The 16,002-nt window shown below is 72.2% G+C and carries 13 protein-coding genes, 1 tRNA gene and 1 pseudogene; 10 read left to right on the top strand and 5 right to left on the bottom strand.

Annotation, left to right across the window (positions count from 1 at the left end):
- A pseudogene (locus tag AOK00_RS05935) lies at positions 1–1,046 on the bottom strand (SCO7613 C-terminal domain-containing membrane protein); the annotation flags it as partial.
- 92 nt (positions 1,047–1,138) lie between these two features.
- On the opposite strand from AOK00_RS05935, the gene AOK00_RS05940 reads away from it, so the two are divergent.
- Together AOK00_RS05940 and AOK00_RS05945 are read left to right on the top strand one after the other, a co-directional pair.
- Positions 1,139–1,600 (top strand): SRPBCC family protein, encoded by a 462-nt coding sequence (locus AOK00_RS05940; protein ID WP_055599259.1) that lies wholly within the window; start codon positions 1,139–1,141, stop codon positions 1,598–1,600.
- Between the two features lie 74 nt (positions 1,601–1,674).
- Positions 1,675–1,746, top strand: a tRNA-Val gene (locus AOK00_RS05945).
- A 67-nt stretch (positions 1,747–1,813) separates the two neighbouring features.
- Here AOK00_RS05945 and AOK00_RS05950 read toward each other — a convergent pair.
- Positions 1,814–2,542, bottom strand: coding sequence for a 3'-5' exonuclease (locus AOK00_RS05950; RefSeq protein ID WP_055599260.1), 729 nt, complete (start codon positions 2,540–2,542; stop codon positions 1,814–1,816).
- Positions 2,543–2,663: 121 nt separating this feature from the next.
- On the opposite strand from AOK00_RS05950, the gene AOK00_RS05955 reads away from it, so the two are divergent.
- The 3 genes from AOK00_RS05955 to thrS all read left to right on the top strand — a co-directional run bounded on the left by AOK00_RS05955 (position 2,664) and on the right by thrS (position 6,675).
- A complete protein-coding gene (locus AOK00_RS05955; protein WP_055599261.1) occupies positions 2,664–3,230 on the top strand; it encodes a DUF4365 domain-containing protein in 567 nt (188 codons plus the stop codon).
- Complete coding sequence (locus AOK00_RS05960) at positions 3,230–4,549, top strand: hypothetical protein (RefSeq protein WP_055599262.1); 1,320 nt, start codon at positions 3,230–3,232, stop codon at positions 4,547–4,549. The genes AOK00_RS05955 and AOK00_RS05960 overlap by 1 nt, the downstream gene beginning before the upstream one ends.
- Positions 4,550–4,698: 149 nt before the next feature.
- Positions 4,699–6,675 (top strand): threonine--tRNA ligase, encoded by a 1,977-nt coding sequence (gene thrS / locus AOK00_RS05965; RefSeq protein WP_055599263.1) that lies wholly within the window; start codon positions 4,699–4,701, stop codon positions 6,673–6,675.
- A gap of 18 nt (positions 6,676–6,693) precedes the next feature.
- Here the strand turns inward: thrS and AOK00_RS05970 are convergent, their stop codons facing one another.
- The gene (locus tag AOK00_RS05970) at positions 6,694–7,371 is read right to left on the bottom strand and encodes a potassium channel family protein (RefSeq protein ID WP_055599264.1); all 678 of its coding nucleotides are present in this window, start codon (positions 7,369–7,371) and stop codon (positions 6,694–6,696) included.
- A 65-nt stretch (positions 7,372–7,436) separates the two neighbouring features.
- Between AOK00_RS05970 and AOK00_RS05975 the strand changes: the two genes are divergently transcribed.
- On the top strand, positions 7,437–8,000 hold the full coding sequence (locus AOK00_RS05975; RefSeq protein WP_055599265.1) for an HIT family protein: 564 nt from the start codon (positions 7,437–7,439) through the stop codon (positions 7,998–8,000).
- A 145-nt stretch (positions 8,001–8,145) separates the two neighbouring features.
- On the opposite strand, the gene AOK00_RS05980 is transcribed toward AOK00_RS05975, so the two are convergent.
- Positions 8,146–9,804, bottom strand: a complete 1,659-nt coding sequence (locus tag AOK00_RS05980) for a hypothetical protein (protein ID WP_173861511.1) — start codon at positions 9,802–9,804, stop codon at positions 8,146–8,148.
- 197 nt (positions 9,805–10,001) lie between these two features.
- Positions 10,002–12,197 (bottom strand): elongation factor G-like protein EF-G2, encoded by a 2,196-nt coding sequence (locus tag AOK00_RS05985; protein ID WP_055599267.1) that lies wholly within the window; start codon positions 12,195–12,197, stop codon positions 10,002–10,004.
- Between the two features lie 271 nt (positions 12,198–12,468).
- Between AOK00_RS05985 and pgsA the strand changes: the two genes are divergently transcribed.
- From pgsA to AOK00_RS06005, 4 genes are all read left to right on the top strand, one after another.
- The gene (pgsA, locus tag AOK00_RS05990) at positions 12,469–13,131 is read left to right on the top strand and encodes a phosphatidylinositol phosphate synthase (protein WP_030316221.1); all 663 of its coding nucleotides are present in this window, start codon (positions 12,469–12,471) and stop codon (positions 13,129–13,131) included.
- Positions 13,132–13,196: 65 nt separating this feature from the next.
- A complete protein-coding gene (locus tag AOK00_RS05995; RefSeq protein ID WP_055599270.1) occupies positions 13,197–14,147 on the top strand; it encodes a phosphatidylinositol mannoside acyltransferase in 951 nt (316 codons plus the stop codon).
- On the top strand, positions 14,144–15,295 hold the full coding sequence (locus AOK00_RS06000; RefSeq protein WP_055599268.1) for a glycosyltransferase family 4 protein: 1,152 nt from the start codon (positions 14,144–14,146) through the stop codon (positions 15,293–15,295). Before AOK00_RS05995 ends, AOK00_RS06000 begins: the two co-directional genes overlap by 4 nt.
- 126 nt (positions 15,296–15,421) lie before the next feature.
- On the top strand, positions 15,422–16,002 hold a 581-nt coding region (locus AOK00_RS06005; RefSeq protein WP_055599269.1), incomplete at its 3' end, for an MBL fold metallo-hydrolase.

The raw sequence follows: 16,002 nt of genomic DNA on the forward strand, positions 1-16,002 counted from the left end.
GCCGGGAGGCGCCTCCCGGCCTCCTCGGCGGCTCCGCCCCCGGTCGTGGCGGCGCTCAGGCGCCACACCGACGCCAGCGCCAGTCCGCACAGGACGTACACCGGCACGGTCCAGTCCGTCGGGACGGCCGGGCGGAGCAGGCCGCCCGCCGCCGCGACCACCGCCAGGCCGGCGACGGCCGAGGCCGCCACCGCGAGGGCGGGCAGGCGCCGGGCCACGTACAGGATCGGCGCCGCGGCCGCCAGGAGCAGCGGTGCGCCGCTCCACGGCGAGGTGATCGAGAGCCAGCCGCCCGTCAGGAGCGCCCAGCCGCCCAGTGCCGTCGCGCCGACCGCCGCCGTGATCCGGACCGCCGCCGGGCGGGTCCACAGGATCACCGCGCCGTCCGCCGCTGCCGTGGCGAGCGCCGCCCACGCGAAGACCGTCGGGCCGCCACCGGCCGCCAGCACACCGAGCGGCAGCGGCAGCTGCCCCGCGACCACCGCCACCGGCAGCGGGATCCGCAGCCGGGACAGGGCCGAGCCGTACGCCGTCCACGCGCCCGCGAGGACCGCGGCGGCCACCGCCGTGTACCCGAGGCCGTCCGTCTCCGGCAGTGCCACCCGGTGCAGCGCGTACGCGTCGAGCACCATCAGGACCAGACCCAGCGCCGCCACCGCCTCGGCCGTCGACACCAGGCTCCGGCGCAGCAGCGCCACCGGCGCCGCGAGCGCGGCAGAGGTGACCACGAACAGGACGGCCGAACGTCCGCCGATCCCCATCGTCCCCCAGCTCACCAGGGTGAACGCGATCGCCGCGATCGTCAGCAGCGTGCCGCCGAGCGTCAGCAGCACGTTCTGCGCGCTCCGGGGCGTCGAGTCCGCCACCGGCGGGCGCGGGCCGGGCGCCGCGGGAGACGGGCCGGGCGCCGTCGACGCCACCGGCGCGTACAGCACGCGGAGCAGCCATGCCCGCCGGGCCAGCAACTGGGACCGGCGTGTGTCGAGGTGGGCCAGCTCACGATCGACGAGCGCGAGCTCTTCCGCGGGCGGCAGGGAGTTGTCCATGCCCGGAGTGTGGCCCCCGCCACACCGGGCGGGAATGCGTCCGGATACTCATCTTCCGGCTCCCGCGTCCTGAGTACGTCCACACTGGGGGCATGGACTGGTGCCGGTACCGCTTCCGCAGCGTCTGGCGGCTCGCCGCCCCACCCGGCGCCGTGTACGCCGTCCTGGAGCGTGCCGAGGACTACCCGCGCTGGTGGCCCCAGGTCCGCCAGGTCGCCCCCGTCGACGACACCACCGGCACCGCTCGCTTCCGCTCCCTGCTCCCGTACGACATCGTCGTCACCGCCCGCTCCCTGCGCCGCGACCCCGCGGCAGGGGTCCTGGAGGTCGAACTCGACGGCGACCTGGAGGGCTGGGCCCGCTGGACCCTCACCCCGGAAGGCACCGGCACCCGCGCCCTGTACGAGCAGGAGGTCGAGGTCCGGGCCCGTCTGCTGCGTGTCCTCGCCGTCCCCGGACGGCCCGTCTTCCGCGCCAACCACGCCCTGATGATGCGGGGAGGACGCCGGGGGATCGCGGCCCGTCTGAAGAAGCCGCTCGAAGACCGGCGATGAGGCGTGGTGGTCGGGCGGCGGGCGGGACGGTTTGAACGAAGGGCTTGAAGGCCTGTATGGTTCAACCCGTTCCCGGGCGATTAGCTCAGCGGGAGAGCACTTCGTTCACACCGAAGGGGTCACTGGTTCGATCCCAGTATCGCCCACCGGGTAGAGGCCGGTCCGTCGAAAGACGGACCGGCCTCTGTCATGTGCCGGGCCGCCGGGCCCGGTTCAGGCCGCCGTGCCGAGTTCCGGCCGCAGCGGCCACGACGGGTCCACGGTCTCCGGCGTCCCCTGCCGGGTGAACCACGCCTGGAGGCCCCGCGCCTGCGCCGCGTGCCACACCGCCTGCAGCGTGTGCAGCTCAGCCGGCGTGAGACGTTCCAGCCGCGACGAGAAACGCCGCGCCACCGCCCGTACGACATCGAGCGCCGCCGTCGCGTCCGCCGCCGCGTCGTGCGCCCCCGCCAGCTCCACCTCGTAGTGCGCGCACAGGTCCGTGAGCGTCCGGCGGCCCTTCCGGTAGCGGTCCAGGTGCTTGTCCAGGACCCGCGGGTCGAGGACGACCAGCGGGGTGCCCCCCAGATAGTCGCCGAGCGTGGACGCCCGGTGCCTGCGCAGTTCGCGGTCGAGGATCGTCAGATCGAACGGCGCGTTCATCACCACCAGCGGACGCCCCGCCGCACTCTGCTCCGCCAGCGCGCGCGCCACCTCCTCCATCACCGGAGCCGGCCACCGGCCGTTCCGCTGGAGGTGATCGTCCGTCAGTCCGTGCACGGCGGTGGCACCCTCGGGCACCGGTATGCCCGGATTGACCAGCCACCGCGTCACCCGCGGCCGCGCCCCCACCGTGTCCTGTACGACGAGGGCGGCGGACACGATCCGGTCGCCCTCGACGTCAACTCCCGTGGTCTCCGTGTCGAAAGCGGCCAGGGGCCCTTCGTACCAGTGCATCGTCATCCCTGAACTCCCTGCACACGTGCGGCAGATGGCCAACCCCCTGCCCCGAAACGGTGATACCCGGACTGTTTGCGCCGTACGCGGACCGGTCACAACACAAGGGACGGGGAAGGAAAACGACATGGCGCTCGCCCAGCCCGAGTCGGGAGGGCTGCCGCCCCAGCGGCTGGCACCGACGCGCGGCTCACTCGCCACCACCGCCTGCATGGAGACCCTCCAGGTGGGATACCTGCACGCCGTCGCCGCCGCGGCCGGCTGCTCGCTGTCCCAGCCCTTTCCGGACAACGGCATCGACTGGCACGTGAGCCACGGCTCGCCCGGCCACACGGTCGACGACGAGGTGACCATCAAGGTGCAGCTCAAGTGCACCTACCAGATACCGCCGCGCCCGCCCGGGAAGACCTTCTCGTTCACCCTCGACAACGACCACCTGGTGAAGCTCGCCAGGACCCCGGTGTCCGTGCACAAGATCCTCGTCGTGATGCTCGTCCCGAGGTCACAGGAGGACTGGCTGAGAGCGAGCCACGACCGGCTCGACCTGCGGCACTGCTGCTACTGGATCAACCTGGCCGGACACCCGGTCACGGGCCGGCGCCGGACCACCGTGCGCGTACCGACGGCACGGATCTTCGACGACCGGGCGCTCTGCGAGATCATGACCCGGGTCGGCGTGGGAGGGAGACCTTGATGCACCGACCGATCGACGAACCGGGGTTCGGGGACGAGGGGAGGGGGGCCGGACACGGCCCCGTCTCCGTTCCTCCGCCCTACCGTCCCCATCCGGCGCCCGGGGACACCCCCGGGCCCTGGACCGGCGTCCCGGCACCGCCCACCGGCCCCTGGGCCGACAGTCAGGGCACACCCGACCCCGGCAGGGTCGACCCCCGTGTCCTCGGCGCCCTGCTCGCCCGCCACGGCTGGCGGCGGCGGGGCGGGGCGGCCGGGCGCTACAGCCGCTGGACCCCGCCCGGCAGCGGCACCGGCACCAGCCTGCTCGTGCCGGAGAGCCGCGCCTTCCCGGACTGCGAGGACCTGCTCGGCGAGGCGCTCACCGCGCTCGCCCGCAGCGCCACGCCCTCCGCCCGCGAGGTCCTCACCGGCCTCGCCGTACCCAGCGACGAGATCCGCTGGTGGCGCGACGTGCCCCCGGGCCCGGCCGGCATCGTCCCGTGGACCGTGCAGGAACAGCTCAGGTCCGCCGCCCGCCAGCTCCTCCTCGCCGGCGCCCTCGCCGTACGGGGCCGGGCCGGCTACTACGGGGCCCGGCACCGGCGCCCCGCCCAGGCCTCCCTGGAGACCGTCGTCGTCGGCGCGGCACCCGGCGGGCGCGGGCTCACCGCGTTCCTGCCCGTCTCACCGGGCCGCCCCATCGCCGTCCGGCTCTACCACGCCCTTCACGCGGCCCGTGAGGCCACCGACTACCAGAGGGCCACCGGGGGCATGGAGGCCTTCGACACGGCCGTCGAGGCAGGCGTCAGCCGCGAACTCACCGAGGCGCTCGTGGCCCTGGTCCGGGGCACCGAGGGGGCCAGGATCGCCCTGGAGTGGGCCCCGTCCGCCGGGGCGCCCGAGGGCTGCGCGGCCCGCCCCGAACCGGTCGAGTTCTCGCCCGGCGACCTGCCCGCGCTGCGCGAGGCGAGCGCCCGCTACCTGACCGACGAGCCCTCCGTACCGGTCCGGCTGACCGGCGCCGTCGTCCGCATGCGCCGCTCCGGGCCGCGCGGCGAGGGCATCGTACGGCTCCGGGTGCTCGGCGGGGCGGAGGTCCCGCACGTCCGTGTCCGCCTGGACGAGGAGGCGTACCGCACCGCCGGGCACGCCCATCTCGTCGGGCTCCCGATCCGGGTGGTGGGCCGGCTGGAGAGCCGGGGCGGCTTCCGCCGCCTCACGGACGCCTCCGGGGTCGTCCCCGTGCAGGTCGACGAGACCGAGCGGGACCGGCTGATGAAGTCCCTCCAGGAGAACCTCGACTTCTTCGAGGAGGCGTGCGGGCCGGACGAGGGGTGAGGTCCGCGGCGGGGCCGGCGGGCGGGAAACCGTTTCGCGGGCGCCCCTGTGGCCTCGGTAGGATCGGCGGTGCGCGGCACCTCGTACCTGTCGCGCACCGCCGGCGCCGGCACCTCGTGTCTGCTTGCGCCCCTATGTACGGAGTACCCGTGTCTGAAGTCCGTGTGACCGTCCAGTCCGCCTCGGAAGCAGAGGAGAGGGCGGTGAGCGCGGGCACCACCGCCGGCGCCCTGTTCGCCGACGACCGCACCATCATCGCCGCCCGTGTGGCCGGCGAACTGAAGGACCTGTCGTACGAGCTCGCCGACGGCGACGTCGTCGAGGGCGTGGAGATCTCCTCCCCGGACGGTCTCGACATCCTGCGCCACTCGACCGCGCACGTCATGGCCCAGGCCGTGCAGGAGCTCTTCCCCGAGGCCAAGCTGGGCATCGGCCCGCCGGTCCGGGACGGCTTCTACTACGACTTCGACGTCGAGAAGCCCTTCACTCCCGAGGACCTCAAGGTCATCGAGAAGAAGATGCAGGAGATCCAGAAGCGCGGCCAGCGTTTCGCCCGCCGCGTGGTGACCGACGAGGACGCCCGCGCCGAGCTGGCGGACGAGCCGTACAAGCTGGAGCTCATCGGCATCAAGGGCTCCGCGTCGACCGACGACGGCGCCAGCGTCGAGGTGGGCGGCGGCGAGCTGACCATCTACGACAACATCGACGCCAAGACCGGCGACCTGTGCTGGAAGGACCTCTGCCGCGGTCCTCACCTGCCCACCACCCGGAACATCCCGGCGTTCAAGCTGATGCGCAACGCCGCCGCCTACTGGCGCGGCAGCGAGAAGAACCCGATGCTCCAGCGCATCTACGGCACCGCCTGGCCGTCGAAGGACGAGCTCAAGGCCCACCTCGACTTCCTCGCCGAGGCCGAGAAGCGCGACCACCGCAAGCTGGGCAACGAGCTCGACCTCTTCTCCATCCCGGACGAGATCGGCTCCGGCCTCGCCGTCTTCCACCCCAAGGGCGGCATCATCCGCCGGGTCATGGAGGACTACTCGCGCAAGCGCCACGAGGAGGAGGGCTACGAGTTCGTCTACTCGCCGCACGCCACCAAGGGCAAGCTGTTCGAGAAGTCGGGCCACCTCGACTGGTACGCCGAGGGCATGTACCCCCCCATGCAGCTCGACGAGGGCGTGGACTACTACCTCAAGCCCATGAACTGCCCGATGCACAACCTGATCTTCGACGCGCGCGGCCGTTCGTACCGTGAACTTCCGCTCCGCCTCTTCGAGTTCGGCACCGTGTACCGGTACGAGAAGTCGGGCGTGGTGCACGGCCTGACCCGGGCCCGCGGCTTCACCCAGGACGACGCGCACATCTACTGCACCAAGGAGCAGATGGCGGAGGAGCTCGACAAGACCCTCACCTTCGTCCTGAACCTGCTGCGCGACTACGGCCTGACCGACTTCTACCTGGAGCTGTCCACCAAGGACCCGGAGAAGTTCGTCGGCTCGGACGAGATCTGGGAGGAGGCCACCGCGGTCCTCCAGCAGGTCGCCGAGAAGCAGGGCCTCCCGCTGACCCCCGACCCGGGCGGCGCCGCGTTCTACGGCCCGAAGATCTCGGTGCAGGCGCGCGACGCCATCGGCCGCACCTGGCAGATGTCGACCGTGCAGCTCGACTTCAACCTGCCGGAGCGCTTCGACCTGGAGTACACCGCCCCGGACGGCACCAAGCAGCGCCCGGTCATGATCCACCGCGCACTGTTCGGCTCGATCGAGCGCTTCTTCGCCGTGCTCCTCGAGCACTACGCGGGCGCGATGCCGCCGTGGCTGGCGCCCGTCCAGGCGACCGGCATCCCGATCGGCGACGCGCACGTCGACTACCTGCACGAGTTCGCCGCCAAGGCGAAGAAGCAGGGTCTGCGGGTGGACGTCGACTCGTCCTCGGACCGTATGCAGAAGAAGATCCGCAACGCGCAGAAGCAGAAGGTCCCGTTCATGATCATCGCGGGTGACGAGGACATGGCCGCCGGCGCCGTCTCCTTCCGCTACCGCGACGGTTCGCAGGAGAACGGCATCCCCGTCGACGAGGCCATCGCCAAGATCGCCAAGATCGTCGAGGACCGCGTCCAGGTCTGACCCGCCGATCGAACGGGCTCAGGAGGCCCCCGGGGTACCACCCGGGGGCCTCTTCTCGTCCTCCCGAGTGAACGTCTGGATCAGCCAGGACGAGAACGAACCCGTCACAGCCCCGATCAGGGCGACGCCGCACGCCATCATGCCCACCGCGATCAGCCTGCCGGTCGTGGTCACCGGGGTGACGTCGCCGTAGCCCACCGTCGTCAGCGTCTCGGCGGCCCACCAGAGGGCGTCGCCGAAGGTGCGGATCGTGGCCCCCGAGGCGCCGCGCTCGTGCTGGTAGACGCCGAGCGCGCCCGCGAAACCGAGCAGGCCGACCGTGAGGCTGCAGTAAGCCATGACGCGGGCGTAGAGGGTCAGGCGCGGCTTGTCGCGGCGGCGCTGGATCCGCTCGTAGATCTTCACCATCTGCAGCGGCCGCAGCAGCGGCAGCAGCAGCACGATCGTGCCCAGGAGATGCGCGCGGACGAAGCGCAGTGGGCCGAGGCCGCTGAGCCGGAGCCGCACCGCGTAGTCGACGACGAAGACGCCCCACGCCCCGAGCGTGACCGCCAGGCAGAGGTCCAGCCAGACCTGGTCCATGCCGTGGGCGAGCACCCGCACCGTGTACCCGGCGAGGAAGAGCAGGGATGCCGCCGCGAGCGGCGCTTCCATGCGACGGTCCCAGCGCTCCTGTTTCTCCGGCCTCGCGTCCATCGGATCAGCATGGCCGCTGCATGGATCTTCCGCCCCGGCGACACGTTCCGAACGGGCGACGCAATATGCTGCACAGCATGACGACTGAGCCGGAGCAGCAGATCGGAGTGGGGACGCGGGACGCGTTCCAGCGCCTGTGGACGCCTCATCGGATGGCGTACATCCAGGGCGAGAACAAGCCGACCGGGCCGGGCGCCGAGGACGGCTGTCCGTTCTGCTCGATTCCGTCGAAGTCGGACGAGGACGGTCTGGTGATCGCCCGCGGCCAGAGCGTGTACGCGGTCCTCAACCTGTACCCGTACAACGGCGGTCACCTCATGGTCGTCCCCTACCGTCACGTCGCCGACTACACGGATCTGGACACGGCGGAGACGGCGGAGCTCGCCGACCTCACCAAGCGCGCCATGGTCGCGCTGCGGGCGGCCTCCGGTGCGCACGGCTTCAACATCGGCATGAACCAGGGAGCCGTCGCGGGCGCCGGGATCGCCGCCCATCTGCACCAGCACGTGGTGCCGCGCTGGGGCGGGGACACCAACTTCATGCCGGTCGTCGGGCACACCAAGGTGCTGCCGCAGCTCCTCGCGGACACCCGGAAGATGCTGGCCGACGCCTGGCCGGCCACCATCTGATCCGTACGCGAAGGGCCCGGGCCACAGGAGTGGACCCGGGCCCTTCGCCGTACGCTCCGGTCACCGCCGTGGCAGGGTCCGGTCGCGGTCGTCCCGTACGGGGCCCGTCACGGTCGTCGCCCAGGCCCCTCGCGTACGGCCTCCGTCACGCGTCGTAGACGTCGGCCTTCTTGGGGCCGGGCTCCTGGATGCCGCCGCTGAGGACCAGCGAGCGGTTGGTGAAGCGCTCCGTGTCCACGTTGTGCTCGTCGAGGAACTTCAGGGTCGCGGAGTGGACCGCCCGCAGCACCGGCGTCGCCATCCGTATGGCGTCGTCGGCCATGAAGCGGTTCCTCCAGAGCGGACCGGCCCAGACGTGCCGCAGACCGAACGGCTCGGGCAGGACCATCTTGCCGCCGAGGAACTCCAGGACCGGCGGGTACCAGGTGAGCGGGGCGCGCACCGCCAGCCGGACGACGTCGTCGGTGGCGAGCAGCGGCTGCTGGATCTCCTTCGTCTCCCAGAAGCGGACCGCCTTCGAGACCTCCTTGGTCTTGGCCTTCGGCTTCGTGGTGAACAGGCCGTGCACGGGACCGAGCGCGTGGCCGGTGACCTCGATCCTGAGCGTGTGGTGCAGGGAGGTCACCGTGACCATCATGGTGAGGACGAGGTTCCCGTCCCAGAGGGTGAACTGCACGCCGAGATAGTGACGGTTGCCGGCGCCGAACTGCTGGTCGTTGCAGATGCGCTGTATCTCGTGCGGCTTGACCTGGAAGTGGACGATGTTGTCGCCCTCGGGCCGCGTGACCTCGTCGGCTCCCTCACCGACGGCGGAGACGACCCAGTGCTTGACGGTCGGCTTCGGGAAACCGGTCTTGAGGGAGCCGCGCTCCAGGAGCGTGAGCTGGTCGTGGATCTTGCGGATCACGTCCCAGGCGCGGAAGTCGTGGATCTCCCGGCCGGCCACGGGGACGAGTTCCTCGGCGAGGGTCCAGCTGCCCCAGCGGGTGCCCAGACCGAGGATGCCCTTGGGCCCGGCGTAGAACGCGATGTTGGACTGCTGCTCGGCCGAGAGCTTCTCCAGGTTCAGCCGGAGCTCCTCCGCCGCCTTCTCGCCCGGGTCCTGCGGAACGGACTTGGGCACCTGCGGACCGGCGCCGCCGCCGCTGAGCAGACCCGTCCAGCGCTCCCGGAGGTCGACCGCGGACCGTTCGCAGATCCGGCGGGCCAGGAACCAGCCGATGACCGGCGCCACGACCATGGCGCGCAGATAGTTCGGCAGGATCCCCGAGAAGGGCAGCTTGAGCAGCACGAGCGCGGCGAAGATCCCCGCCGCCCACATCAGGACGGTGCCGACGACGCTCGTCCGCTTGTTCTCGGAGCCGGCGGCCAGGCGGCGCAGCTGGATGACGCCGAGCCAGAGCAGCAGCCCGGGCAGGAAGAGCACGCCGCAGACGAAGGTGACCATGGTCAGCCGGGCATCGCGCCGACGGCGGATGTCGGTGGCCGCGAGGCAGTGCTCGACGACCGGCTGCGGCTCGGCGCCGAAGGACTGGATGAGGGCCTTGCGGCCGCCCCCGAGCATGCGGACCTGCACCGCGCGGGAGAAGGCCTCGCCGAGGTCGGGGCGGAAGAGCTTCTCCCATTTCCCGGCCTTGAGCGTCGTCTTGTAGAGGTCGTTGTCGGCCTGCTGGATCGTGTCGAGCGGGCTGTCGCGGTACGCGGCGGACGCGAGCGCGTTCGTCGCCCCCGTGCCGCCGCCCGTGCCCATGAGGGGGACCTGCGCCCCGGGTCCGAAGCCATCGATCGCCACTGCCGCCCCCATCGCCGCGGTTACCTGTGCGGGCTGTTCCCAACTGCCGTGCCCCGCACACCTTCTGAGCTGGGCACCACAGCGTAACCGGGTACGGTCGTGTGCGTCACCGCCTGTGGACATCGAGGCCGAATGACGTTCGCCCGACATGTGCCGGGCGAACGTGCACCGCTGTCACCTTCCTGTCACTCCCTCAGCCGGGCGCCTTTTCAGGCCTGTTCGCGGACCTTCTCGGCGAGGTGCGGAGGCATCGGCTCGTGCCGGGCGTACGCACGGTCGAACCTGCCGGTGCCGTGCGACACGGAGCGCAGATCGATCGCGTACCGCCCGATCTCGATCTCCGGCACCTCGGCCCGCACCACGGTCCGCCCGGGACCGGCCTGGTCGGTGCCGACGACCCGGCCCCGCCGCCCCGACAGATCGCTCATCACGGGACCGACGTACTCGTCGGGCACCAGGACCTGGACCTCGGCCACCGGCTCCAGGAGGTGGACGGCGACCTCGGCCGCCGCCTCGCGCAGGGCGAGCGCTCCGGCCGTCTGGAACGCGGCGTCGGAGGAGTCCACCGAGTGGGCCTTGCCGTCCTTCAGGGTGACCCGGATGTCGACGAGCGGATAGCCGGCCGCGACACCGCGCGCGGCCTGGGCCCGGACGCCCTTCTCGACCGAGGGGATGAACTGCCGGGGGACCGCGCCGCCGACCACCTTGTCGACGAACTCGATGCCGCTGCCCGGCGGGAGCGGTTCCACCTCGATCTCGCAGATGGCGTACTGGCCGTGGCCGCCGGACTGTTTGACGTGCCGGCCCCGGCCCGCCGAGGTGCCGCCGAAGGTCTCGCGCAGCGACACCTTGTACGGCACGGCGTCGACCTGGACCCCGTACCGGCCGCGGAGGCGTTCGAGGACGACGTCCTGGTGGGCCTCGCCCAGGCACCAGAGGACCACCTGCCGGGTGTCCTGGTTCTGTTCGAGGCGCAGCGTGGGGTCCTCGGCGACCAGCCGGGAGAGACCCTGCGAGAGCCGGTCCTCGTCGGCCTTGCCGTGTGCCTGCACGGCCAGCGGGAGCAGCGGCTCCGGCATGCTCCACGGCTCCATCAGCAGCGGATCGTCCTTCGCGGAGATCGTGTCGCCGGTCTCGGCGCGGCCCAGCCGGGCCACACAGGCGAGGTCCCCGGCGATGCAGTGCGCCATGGGCCGCTGCTGCTTGCCGAAGGGAGAGGTGAGGCCGCCGATCCGCTCGTCGACGTCGTGGTCCTCGTGCCCCCGGTCGGCCAGGCCGTGACCGGAGACGTGCACGGTCTCGTCCGGACGCAGGGTGCCGGAGAAGACCCGGACCAGGGAGACCCGGCCCACATAGGGGTCGGCGGCGGTCTTCACGACCTCGGCGACGAGCGGGCCGTCGGGGTCGCAGGTGAGGGGCGGACGGGGCTGCCCGTCCGGGGTGGTCACGGCGGGCGGTTCGTGCTCCAGGGGGGACGGGAAGCCGCCGGTGATGAGTTCCAGGAGTTCGAGGGTGCCCAGGCCCTGCGTACCGCCGTCGGCGGCGGGGGCGGCCGCGAGCACCGGGTGGAAGGCGCCCCGGGCGACGGCCTTCTCCAGGTCGTCGACGAGCGTCTTCACGTCGATCGACTCGCCACCGAGGTAGCGGTCCATCAGGGTCTCGTCCTCGCTCTCGGCGATGATCCCCTCGATCAGCCGGGCCCGGGCCTCCGCGATCAGCTCCCGCTGGGCGTCGTCGGGCGGGTTCTCCCGCCGCACCCCCGTCGAGTAGTCGAAGATCCGCTCCGAGAGCAGGCCGACCAGACCGGTCGCGGGCGCGTGCCCGTCGGCGCCCTCCTCGCCGCGCACCGGGAGGTAGAGCGGCAGGACGGCGTCCGGGTCGTCGCGGCCGAAGAGCGAGGCGCAGACCTCGGTGAGCTCGCCGAAGTCGGTGCGGGCGGTGTCGAGATGGGTGACGACGATGGCGCGGGGCATGCCGACGGCGGCGCACTCCTCCCAGATCATCCGGGTGGAGGCGGCGACGGCGTCGGCCTCCTGGGCGGCCGAGACGACGAAGAGGGCCGCGTCCGCCGCGCGCAGACCGGCCCTCAGCTCCCCGACGAAGTCGGCGTACCCGGGGGTGTCGAGGAGGTTGATCTTGTACCCGTCCCAGCCGACCGGAACGAGGGAGAGCTGTACGGAGCGATGCTGGCGGTGTTCGATCTCGTCGTAGTCGGAGACGGTGCCGCCGTCCTCGACCCGGCCTGCCCGGTTGAGTGCCCCGGCGGTCTGCGCGAGCGCCTCGACCAGCGTCGTCTTGCCCGATCCGCTGTGGCCGACCAGCACCACGTTCCGTACGGCCGTGGGCCGGTCGGCCGTCAAAGCCCTGCCGGCGGCTCCGGCGGCCGTGTTCGCCTTGTCACCCATGATGTGTTCCTCCCGACTGCTCGCACGGTGCGGCGGGACGCGGGCGCGGGGGAGTGGTGTGTCGCGGTACGGCTCCGGCGGGTGCCCGCGGTGGTCCTTCGAGCTTTGCACCGACGCAGGGAGGCGTCCATACGTCGTACACGGGGAGGGCCCTCGTGGGGGACGCGGACGGGACGGGGCGGGTGCCGCCCGTACGCCGGGGCGCGCGTGGCTACGATGGGTGAGCCGGTGGTCGTAGGGGCCGCGCGGCCCACCGAACCTCGGGAAGGCCATGCTGAACAAGTACGCGCGTGCATTTTTTACGCGTGTCCTCACACCGTTCGCCGCGTTTCTGCTCCGCAGGGGCGTCAGCCCCGACGCGGTCACGCTCATCGGCACGGCGGGAGTGATGGCCGGTGCGCTGGTCTTCTTCCCGCGCGGGGAGTTCTTCTGGGGCACCATCGTCATCACCCTCTTCGTCTTCTCCGACCTCGTCGACGGCAACATGGCCCGGCAGGCGGGCATCTCCAGCCGCTGGGGAGCCTTCCTCGACTCGACGCTCGACCGGGTCGCCGACGGCGCCATCTTCGGTGGCTTCGCGCTGTGGTACGCGGGCAAGGGCGACGACAACGTGCTGTGCGCCGTGGCGATCTTCTGCCTGGCGAGCGGCCAGGTCGTGTCGTACACGAAGGCCCGAGGCGAATCGATTGGCCTGCCCGTCGCCGTCAACGGTCTGATCGAACGCGCCGAACGCCTGGTGATCTCGCTCGTCGCGGCCGGCCTCGCCGGGCTGCACACGTTCGGCGTCCCGGGAGTCGAGGTCCTGCTGCCGATCGCGCTGTGGATCGTGGCCGTCGGCAGCGCCGTCACCCTGGGCCAGCGCGTCGTGACCGTACGACGGGAATCGGCCGAGGCGGACGCCGCCGCGGCCGGCGGGAGCGGGGCGACGACATGAGCACGCGGAAGGACGGCACGTCCAAGGACGGCACCCCCGACGGCGGTACGTCCACGGGCAGCACGCTGAAGGAACGACTGAGCGACGGGCTGTACGGCGCCGGCTGGGCGACCGTGAAGAAGCTGCCCGAGCCGGTTGCCGCCGGTCTCGGCCGGCGGATCGCCGACCTCACCTGGAAGCGACGCGGCAAGAGCGTCCTGCGTCTGGAGGCCAACCTCGCGCGCGTGGTGCCCGACGCCACGCCCGAGCGGCTCGCCGAGCTGTCCAGGGCTGGCATGCGCTCGTACATGCGGTACTGGATGGAATCCTTCCGGCTGCCGACCTGGAGCAAGGAGCGGGTCGAGCGCGGGATAGACATCAAGGACGTCCACCAGCTCCAGGAGGCCCTCGCCGCCGGGCGCGGGGTCGTCCTGGCCCTGCCGCACCTGGCGAACTGGGACCTCGCGGGCGTGTGGGTCACCCGCTGCCTCGGCGTACCGTTCACCACGGTCGCGGAGCGGCTCAAGCCGGAGACGCTGTACGACCGCTTCGTGGCCTACCGCGAGTCCCTCGGCATGGAGGTCCTCCCGCACACCGGTGGCTCCGCCTTCGGCACGCTGGCGCGGCGCCTGCGGGCGGGCGGCCTGGTCTGCCTGGTCGCCGACCGCGACCTGTCGGCCTCCGGCACCGAGGTGACGTTCTTCGGGGACACGGCGCGGATGCCGGCGGGACCGGCCATCCTCGCCCAGCAGACGGGCGCGCTGCTCCTGCCGGTGACGCTCTGGTACGACGAGACACCGGTCATGCGCGGGCGCATCCACGCGCCGATCGACGTACCCGAGTCAGGTACGCGGGCCGAGAAGACGTCCGTGATGACACAGGCGCTGGCCGACGCCTTCGCCACCGGCATCGCGGACCACCCGGAGGACTGGCACATGCTGCAACGACTGTGGCTCGCTGACCTGGAGGAACGCCCGGAGCCCGGCGCGGCCGCCGGGACCGCGGGTACCGAGCGGGGCGGGGAGCGCGCCGAGTGAAGATCGGGATCGTCTGCCCGTACTCGTGGGACGTGCCGGGCGGCGTCCAGTTCCACATCCGCGACCTCGCCGAGCACCTCGTCCGGCTCGGCCACGAGGTCTCCGTCCTCGCGCCCGCCGACGACGAGACCCCGCTGCCGCCGTACGTGGTGTCGGCCGGCCGGGCCGTCCCCGTGCCGTACAACGGGTCGGTGGCGCGGCTCAACTTCGGCTTCCTCTCGGCCGCGCGGGTACGCCGCTGGCTGCACGACGGCACCTTCGACGTCGTCCACATCCACGAGCCGACCTCGCCGTCGCTCGGGCTGCTGACCTGCTGGGCGGCGCAGGGACCGATCGTGGCCACCTTCCACACGTCGAACCCGCGCTCGCGGGCCATGATCGCCGCGTATCCGATCCTCCAGCCCGCGCTGGAGAAGATCAGCGCGCGCATCGCGGTGAGCGAGTACGCGCGGCGCACGCTGGTCGAGCACCTCGGCGGCGACGCCGTCGTCATCCCCAACGGGGTCGACGTGGACTTCTTCGCGCGCGCCGAGCCGAAGAAGGAGTGGCAGGGCAAGACGCTCGGCTTCATCGGGCGCATCGACGAGCCGAGGAAGGGCCTGCCCGTCCTCATGCGGGCGCTGCCCAGGATCCTCACCGAGCGGCCCGGGGCGCGGCTCCTGGTCGCCGGGCGCGGCGACGAGGAGGAGGCGGTGGCCTCGCTGCCCCGGGAGATGCGCTCCCGGGTGGAGTTCCTCGGCATGGTCAGCGACGAGGACAAGGCGCGGCTGCTGCGCAGCGTCGACGTGTACGTGGCGCCCAACACCGGCGGCGAGAGCTTCGGCATCATCCTCGTCGAGGCGCTGTCGGCGGGAGCGCCGGTCCTCGCCTCCGACCTGGACGCGTTCGCGCAGGTCCTGGACCAGGGGTCGGCGGGCGAACTCTTCACCAACGAGGACGCGGACGCGCTCGCGGACGCGGCGATCCGCCTCCTCGGCGACGAGGAGCGCCGCGCGGAACTGAGCGTCCGGGGCTCGGCCCACGTCCGCCGCTTCGACTGGACGACGGTCGGCGCGGACATTCTGGCGGTCTACGAGACGGTGACGGACGGGGCGGCGGCGGTGGACACCGACGAACGCGTGGGGCTCCGGGCGAGGCTGGGTCTGTAGGGGAGCCCCACGCGGGGGTGTCCGCCCACACGGCCCCCAGCGGGTCACGGCACGCACGCGCGTGGCCGTGCCGTCCTGCGGCACGGCCACGCGGTTGTCGGGCCGGCCCCCGGGCAGGCTCGTCGCATGATCTCCGTCGACACCCTCGATCTCGGACACTTCACCCGCCCCGCCACCGAGTGGGGCGGCCCCCACCCGCGCGTGGAGCCCGTTCTCGGCTATCTCGTGCGGCACCCCCGCGGCGCCCTCCTCTTCGACACCGGCATGGGCACCGGCTCCGCCGAGACCGACGCCCACTACCGTCCCGTCCGCAAGCCCCTCACCGTCGGCCCCGCGGACGTGGACACCGTCGTGAACTGCCATCTCCACTTCGACCACATCGGCGGCAACCAGCTCTTCCCCACCACCCCCGTCCTCGTCCAGCGCACCGAGCTCGCCCTCGCCCGCGCCGGCGGGCACACCATCGACTCGCTGCTGCCCGGCGTCCGGTACGAGGAGCTCGACGGCGAGCACGAGATCGCTCCGGGCGTACGGATCGTGCCCACCCCGGGCCACACCGAGGGCCACCAGTCGCTGTTCCTCGACCACGGCGACCGCGTGACCGTGCTCGCGGGGCAGGCGTACGACGTCGCCCACGAGTTCGGCACCCCGTACCGGCCGTGGCTCGACCGGCTCGCGGAACTCGCCGCGGGCCGGCCCGCGCGTGC

The organism is Streptomyces aureus, from assembly GCF_001418135.1.
Lineage (GTDB): Bacteria > Actinomycetota > Actinomycetes > Streptomycetales > Streptomycetaceae > Streptomyces > Streptomyces aureus_A.